The organism is Geodermatophilus obscurus, from assembly GCF_900143215.1.
GTDB lineage: Bacteria > Actinomycetota > Actinomycetes > Mycobacteriales > Geodermatophilaceae > Geodermatophilus > Geodermatophilus obscurus_A.
The window spans coordinates 1-6870 of record NZ_FRDM01000072.1 but is presented as its reverse complement, the minus strand read 5'-3'; the positions used below and the strand labels follow the sequence as shown (position 1 = coordinate 6870).

At 76.2% G+C, this 6870-nt stretch carries 6 protein-coding genes and 2 pseudogenes; 4 read left to right on the top strand and 4 right to left on the bottom strand.

Features of this window, described 5'->3' with window-relative positions; translation table 11 throughout:
• The coding region (locus BUB17_RS24700; RefSeq protein WP_175561482.1) for a cobaltochelatase subunit CobN at positions 1–2106 on the bottom strand (2106 nt) is incomplete at its 3' end.
• A gap of 139 nt (positions 2107–2245) precedes the next feature.
• Between BUB17_RS24700 and BUB17_RS24695 the strand changes: the two genes are divergently transcribed.
• Positions 2246–3028, top strand: coding sequence for a PIG-L deacetylase family protein (locus BUB17_RS24695; protein WP_072921426.1), 783 nt, complete (start codon positions 2246–2248; stop codon positions 3026–3028).
• 6 nt (positions 3029–3034) lie between these two features.
• On the opposite strand, the pseudogene BUB17_RS24690 reads toward BUB17_RS24695, so the two are convergent.
• Positions 3035–3715: pseudogene (locus BUB17_RS24690) on the bottom strand (TIGR04222 domain-containing membrane protein); the annotation flags it as partial.
• Between the two features lie 110 nt (positions 3716–3825).
• On the opposite strand from BUB17_RS24690, the gene BUB17_RS24685 reads away from it, so the two are divergent.
• Complete coding sequence (locus BUB17_RS24685) at positions 3826–4698, top strand: helix-turn-helix domain-containing protein (RefSeq protein ID WP_072921422.1); 873 nt, start codon at positions 3826–3828, stop codon at positions 4696–4698.
• 6 nt (positions 4699–4704) lie between these two features.
• On the opposite strand, the gene trxA is transcribed toward BUB17_RS24685, so the two are convergent.
• Both trxA and BUB17_RS24675 read right to left on the bottom strand, forming a co-directional pair.
• Positions 4705–5172: a thioredoxin gene (trxA, locus tag BUB17_RS24680; protein ID WP_072921420.1), complete on the bottom strand. Its 468-nt coding sequence runs from the start codon at positions 5170–5172 to the stop codon at positions 4705–4707.
• 23 nt (positions 5173–5195) lie between these two features.
• Positions 5196–5516, bottom strand: a complete 321-nt coding sequence (locus BUB17_RS24675) for a tetratricopeptide repeat protein (RefSeq protein ID WP_072921417.1) — start codon at positions 5514–5516, stop codon at positions 5196–5198.
• A gap of 116 nt (positions 5517–5632) precedes the next feature.
• Here BUB17_RS24675 and BUB17_RS24670 point away from each other — a divergent pair, with 116 nt between their 5' ends.
• Both BUB17_RS24670 and BUB17_RS24665 read left to right on the top strand, forming a co-directional pair.
• Positions 5633–6343: a DUF4383 domain-containing protein gene (locus tag BUB17_RS24670; RefSeq protein WP_072921415.1), complete on the top strand. Its 711-nt coding sequence runs from the start codon at positions 5633–5635 to the stop codon at positions 6341–6343.
• A gap of 55 nt (positions 6344–6398) precedes the next feature.
• Positions 6399–6870, top strand: a pseudogene (locus tag BUB17_RS24665) (precorrin-3B synthase); the annotation flags it as partial.

Below are 6870 nucleotides of genomic sequence, written 5' to 3'. Positions count from 1 at the left end.
CGCCCCTTCGGGCAACCCGAGTGCCTCGCGCAGCCCGGGCAGCGCCACCGCGCCGCCCCAGATCTGCCGGGCGCGCAGCATCGCGAGCACCAGGTCGACGCGGTCGGAACCCGCGGGCGGCGACCCGAGGACGTGCAGGCCGTCGCGGATCTGCGAGTCCTTGATCTCGCAGAGCCACCCGTCGACGTGCAGGATCATCTCGTCGAAGTGGTCGTCCTCCGGCCGCTCCGCCAGTCCCAGGTCGGAGTCGAGCTTCGCGGCCTGCAGCAGCGTCCAGATCTGCGCCCGGACGGCGGGCAGCTTCGCCGGGTCCATCGCCGCGACGTTGGCGTGCTCGTCGAGCAGTTGCTCCAGCCGGGCGATGTCGCCGTAGGAGTCGGCGCGGGCCATGGGCGGCACCATGTGGTCGACCAGCGTGGCGTGCGCGCGGCGCTTGGCCTGGCTGCCCTCCCCCGGGTCGTTGACCAGGAACGGGTAGACCAGCGGCAGGTCGCCGATCGCGGCGTCGGGCCCGCAGGAGGCCGACAGCCCGACCGTCTTGCCGGGCAGCCACTCCAGGTTGCCGTGCTTGCCGACGTGCACCATCGCGTGCGCGCCGAACACCGAGCGCAGCCACCAGTAGGCGGCCAGGTAGTGGTGGGACGGCGGCAGGTCCGGGTCGTGGTAGATCGCGATCGGGTTCTCCCCGAAGCCGCGCGGCGGCTGCACCATCACCACGACGTTGCCCGCCCGCAGCGCGGCGAAGACGATGTCGTCCCCGTCCACGAAGAGCGATCCGGGCGCCTCGCCCCAGTGCTGGACCATCGCCGCGCGCAGGTCGGCCGGCAGCGTCTCGAAGAAGGCGCGGTACTCCGCCGCCGGGATGCGCACCGGGTTGCCCGACAGCTGCTCCTCGGTGAGCCAGTCGACGTCCTGCCCGCCCGCGGCGATGAGCGCGTGCACCAGCGCGTCGCCGTCGAGGTCGGCGACGCCGGGCAGCGCGTCCGGCCCGTCGAACGGCCCGACGTCGTACCCGGCGCCGGACATCGCGGCCAGCAGCCGGACGACCGACGCCGGGGTGTCCAGGCCGACCGCGTTGCCGATGCGCGCGTGCTTGGTCGGATAGGCGCTCAGCATCACGACGATGCGGCGCTCCGCGGGCGGGGTGTGCCGCAGGCGCGCGTGCGCCACGGCGGTACCGGCGACCCGTGCGGCCCGCTCGGGGTCGGCGACGTAGCTGGTCAGCCCGTCGGCGTCGGTCTCCTTGAACGAGAACGGCACGCTGATCAGCCGCCCGTCGAACTCCGGGATCGCGACCTGGTTGCCGACGTCGAGCGGGGAGAGCCCGTCGTCGTCGGCCAGCCACTCCTCGCGGGAGCGGGTCAGGCACAGCCCCTGGACCACCGGCACGTCGAGCGCGGCCAGCTGGCCGACGTCCCAGGCGCCGTCGTCCCCGCCGGCCTGCGCGGTGGCCGGCCGCGAGCCGCCGGCGGCGAGCACGGTGACCACCAGTGCGTCGGCGGTCCGCAGGACGTCGAGCAGCTCGTCGGAGACGCTGCGGAGCGAGGAGGTGAAGACCGGCAGCGCGGTGCCCCCGGCGTCCTCGATCGCGCCGCACAGCGCCTCGACGAAGGCGGTGTTCCCGGCCAGGTGGTGCGCCCGGTAGTAGAGGACGGCGACCCGCGGACCGCTCCCCCGGTTCTCCCGCTCCAGCACGCCCCAGTCGGGCGCGACCACCGGCGGCTCGAACCCCTCGCCGGTGAGCAGCACGGTGTCGGACAGGAAGCGGTGCAGCTGGACGAGGTTGTCCGGCCCGCCTTGCGCCAGGTAGCCGTGCGCCTCGGTCGCGACCCCCATCGGGACGGTCGACAGCTCCATCAGCTCGGCGTCGGGCAGCGCCTCCCCGCCGAGGACGACGACCGGCGCCGGCCCGGCCAGCAGCGGCGCCAGCATCTCCTCGTACTGCCGGCGCACGCCGAGGATCCGGACGACGACGAGCCGCGCGCCCTCGGTCAGCGCCGCGATGCCGTCGTCGTCCAGCCGGGCGGGGTTGCCCAGCCGCCAGCCGGCGCCGCTGGCGCGGGCGGAGAGGAGGTCGGTGTCGCTGGTCGACAGCAGCGTGAACACCGACGGCACGCTACCGGGGTGACCTGGGGCCTCGCGGCGCGGACCCGGGCGCATCCGGCGGGTGGCGACGCCCCGGACGGCCGGGTCCGCGCGCTGCGCCGGCGGGGACGGGGGACGCCGCAGCCCTAGCGTCCGGCCCATGGCCCCTGCTCCGGTGCCGCCGTTGCCCGCCGACGCGTTCGGCCGCGTGCTCTGCGTCGTCGCGCACCCCGACGACGTCGAGTACGGCACCTCCTCCGCCGTCGCCGCCTGGACCGCCCGCGGCATCGACGTCGCCTACCTGCTGCTCACCCGCGGTGAGGCCGGCATGGACGCGCTGCACCCCGAGGAGACGGCCCGGCTGCGGACGGCGGAGCAGCTGGCCGCCGGTGACGCGGTGGGGGTCTCCGAGGTCCGCTTCCTCGACCACCCCGACGGCGTCCTGGAGTACGGACTCGAGCTGCGCCGGGACATCGCGCGCGTCATCCGCGAGTTCCGCCCCGACGCCCTGCTGGTCGGCACCTGGGAGGTCGAGTTCGTCGCCGGGCTCAACCAGGCCGACCACCGGGTCGCCGGCCTGGCCGCGGTGGACGCGCTGCGCGACGCCGGGAACCGGTGGGTCTTCCGCGAGCTGCTCGACGAGGGGCTCGAGCCGTGGACGGTGCGCTGGCTGCTGGTCGGCGGCGACCCGCGTCCGACCCATGGCGTGGACGTGACCGGGGAGCCGCTGGAGCGGGGCATCGCCTCGCTGGAGGCGCACGGGCAGTACCTGGCCGGCATCCCCGGGCACCCGCCCCCACGGCCCATGATCACCGGGATCACCGCGCTGCAGGGGCGGGCGATGGGGGTCGGCCACGCGGTGCTGTTCCGCGCCTTCGACTTCGCGGCCCCGCCGCCGATCGCGTCGGAGGCGATGCGGGCCGCGGCGGAGTCGGTCGGCTGAGCCGGGTCAGCAGCCCCCTCCGCCGTCCCCTCCCCCGCCGCCGCAGTCGCCGCCGAAGCCACCGCCCCAGCCGCCTCCGGCCCATCCGCCGGAGCCCCCGTCGACGTACGCCACGGAGTGGCTGCGGCGGACCTCTCTCACGCTCGGGCCCGGGGTCGTCGGCAGGTACGGCCGGGGCGGGGCGAAGACGGCGGCCCGGAGGTCGGCGTCGGCCCAGGCCCCGGGCCCGCCGAATGCCACCGCGAGCGCCCCGGAGCTGCCGAGGCGCGCCGGGTCGGACCGCAGGTCGCGCAGCGCCCGGCGTCCGGCCCGGGTCAGCCCCACGGCCCACCAGGTCCGCCCGGCCGTGGCGTGCACGCCGCCGCGCCGGGAGACCAGCCCGGCCCGCTGCAGCCCGTCGGCGAGTGCGATGAACCGGGCGTCGGTGCGCACCCGCCAGGCGATCCCGTCGATCGACCGGCGGGAGCGGGGACCTGCGGCGTCGAGCACGGCGGCCTCGACGGGGTGTCGGCGGCGGGGGTCGACCACGTGCAGCTCGGCGGTGGCGGGGGTGACCCCCAGGCGGCCGTCCTCGATCATGGCCACCACCGCGGCCTCGACGGCCCGGCGCGGGCCACCGGCCAGGTAGGCGACCTCGTACAGGTCGGAGCGGAGCAGGGGGACGTGCGTTCCAGTCATGTCCGTCGTCCTTCGTGCCGAGGATCGAGAGGGGCTGCGGCCGCACGCTCACGGTGGCACGCGCCCGCCGGGCGACGCCAGCGCGCTTGCACGATTGCACGCACGGTTACCGTCGCGCCGTGGTCGACCGGGACACACCGTCGGTGCGCGAGCGGCGGCTGGCGCGAGAACTGCGTCTGCTGCGCACCGGCGACCACCTGCACGCCAAGGACGTCGCCGCCCGGCTCGGGTGGTCGCCCTCGAAGGTCTCGCGGATCGAGACGGCGCGGACCGGCATCACCGCCGACGACCTGGACCGGCTGCTCGAGCTGTACCGGGTCCCCGACCACCAGGCCGACCTGCTGCGCCGGCTGGCGCCGTCGGCCCGGCCGCGCGGCTGGTGGGACGCCTACGCCGACACGCTCTCGGCCGGCTACGCCAACCTCATCCGGCTGGAGGCCGGGTCACGGGCGCTGCGCTGCTTCGGCGCGCTGGTGCCGCACGCGCTGCTGCAGACACCGGACTACGTGCGCCAGGTCGTCCTCTCCACCTGGGAGCGGCCCGCACCGGCGGAGGTCGAGCGCCGGGTGCAGGTCTGCCGGCGCCGGCAGGAGGTCCTCGACGCGGCCGACCCGATGCAGCTGTGGGCGGTGCTCGACGAGTCGGTGCTCCGCCGCACGGCGGGCGCGCCCGGGACGCCCGACGGTGCGGCGGTGCTGCGCGGTCAGCTGGCGTGGCTGGCCGAGGTGGCCGGCCGGCCGAACGTCACGCTGCAGGTGCTGCCGTTCGACGCCGGGCTGCCCCCGGTGACGGCGGGCTCGTTCTCCGTCCTCGAGTCGCGCGCCACCGGGACGCCGGACGTCGTGTACCTGGAGAACAAGACCCGGATCGCCTTCGTCGAGGGGGAGGCCGAGGTGCACCGGTACGGCCGGGCCTTCGAACTGCTCACGGAGATGGCGCTCGACCCCGACGCGTCGGTCCGCCTGATCGAACAGCGGGCCGCGGAGCTGTAGGGCGCGTCAGACACGCCCCGAGCGTCGACCACCGGCTCGGGAGGCGAGGGCGCCCTCGAGCCAGGCACGCAGCGCGGGCTCCGGTGCGGCGCCGGCCTGCCGGGCCACCACCTCGCCCCGGTCCAGCACGAGCAGCGTGGGAACGGCCTGAACGCCGAAGCGCCGGGCGAGCCGGGGTGCGGCGTCGACGTCCACCTTCACCAGCTTCACCCGACCGGCGCAGGCCGCGGCCAGCCGCTCCAGGGCGGGGCTCACCGCGCGGCACGGCCCGCACCACGTCGCCCACAGGTCGACGAGCACGGGCACCGGTGCCTGCTCGGCGACCTCCGCGAAGTCCGCGAAGTCCGCGTCCCCGGCGTCGACGAGCCACGGCAGCGCCGCGCGGCACCGGCCGCACCGAGGCGTGCCGACCGCGGCCGCGGGCACCCGGTTGCGCTGCCCGCACGTCGGGCACGGGACGATCCGGCTGGCCATCTCGGTTGCCCTCCCCTCGACTGTCAGGCGGCGCCGAGGGCGTCGGCCACCCGGTGGTGCGCCACCGCCTCACCGGCCCGGCTCTGCCGCTCCAGCGTGCGGGCCAGCGCCCGCCGGGCCCAGCCGTCGGCCGGGGCCATCGCCACCAGGCGGGTCAGCGCCTCCTCCGCCCGCGCCAGCTGCGCGGACCCGAAGTAGGACCGGGCCAGCAGCTCCAACGCGGCCTCGTTGGCCGGCTCGGCCTCGACCAGCGGCTCCAGCAGGCGCGCCGCCTCGATCGGCTGCCCCATCGCGAGAAAGAGATCCGCGCGGAGGAACTCGGAGTGCAGGTCACGCTGCGTCATGCCGGGCGGAACGCCGCGGCCTCGCCACACCTTCCCGAGGAAAGCCGTCGCTGTAGTGCATCCACGAGGGCTCGGAGGGCGAACAATGGTCACCGTCCACCTCACCGGGAGTTCCCATGGCACTGCGACTGCACCTCCCGCACCGCGCGAAGCCCTCCGCCGGACCAGCCGGCGACCCGCACCTCGGCGCGCGGGTGTTCGCCGTCCAGCGAGCCGGCGCCGTCCTGGTGGCGCTGGTCCTGCTGGTCTTCGGCCTGCTCGGCTTCGCCGGCGGTCTCGACTACTTCTCGACCGAGGGTGAGCGCATCCTCGGTCTGTCCTCCAACGGCCTGCTGTCCACCATCTCGGTGGTCGTGGCGCTCGTGCTGCTGGCGGCCGCCGCGCGCAGCCCCCGCATCGTGTCGACGGTGATGCTGGTCATCGGCGCGCTCTTCCTGCTGTCCGCGCTGGTGAACCTGGCGGTGCTGCGCACCTCCTTCAACCTGCTGGCGTTCGAGTTCGAGAACGTCGTCTTCTCCGTGGTCGTCGGCCTGCTCCTGCTGACCCTCGGCGCCTACGGCCGGATCAGCGGGAACCTGCCGGCGGACAGCCCCTATGCCCGCCTGCGCCCGGGGGACGACGAGGACGTCGACCTGACCAGCGACCTGCCGTCGACCCCGGCCGAGGTCGAGGCCGAACGGGCGATGCGCGAGGCCGAGGTGGCCGTCGTCCAGCACGTCGCCAGCAACGACCAGCGCCGCCGGGTGGCGGCCATGGCGCACGAGCACAGCCGGGCGGACCGCCGCCGGGTGTGGATGTCCTTCGACGACGCGCGTCGGCTCGGCTGAGCCGGGCCGCCGCCGGTCACCGGGCGGGACGGCGGGCCGTACCCTCGCCTCCGCCATGACCGCCCGTGCCACCTCCGCCGCCCGCGTCCGCGCCGACGCGTGCCCCGGGGCGCTGCAGACCCACGCCGCCGCCGACGGCGCGCTGGCCCGGGTGCGGGTGCCCGGCGGCCTGCTGACCGGCGGCCAGCTGCGATCGCTGGCCGCCGCGGCCCGCGACCTCGGCGACGGCGCGCTGGAGCTCACCAGCCGGGGCAACGTGCAGCTGCGCGGGCTGGCGGCCGGGGCGGAGGCCGAGCTCGGCGACCGGCTCGCCGCCGCCGGCCTGCTGCCCAGCGCCACGCACGAGCGGGTGCGCAACGTGCTGGCCAGCGCGCTCACCGGCCGGGCCGGCGGGCACGTCGACGTCCGGCCGTGGGTGCGGGCGCTGGACGCCGCCGTCTGCGCCGACCCCGCGCTCGCCGCGCTGCCCGGCCGCTACCTCGCCACGCTGGACGACGGCCGCGGTGACGTCGCCGGTCTCGGTGGGG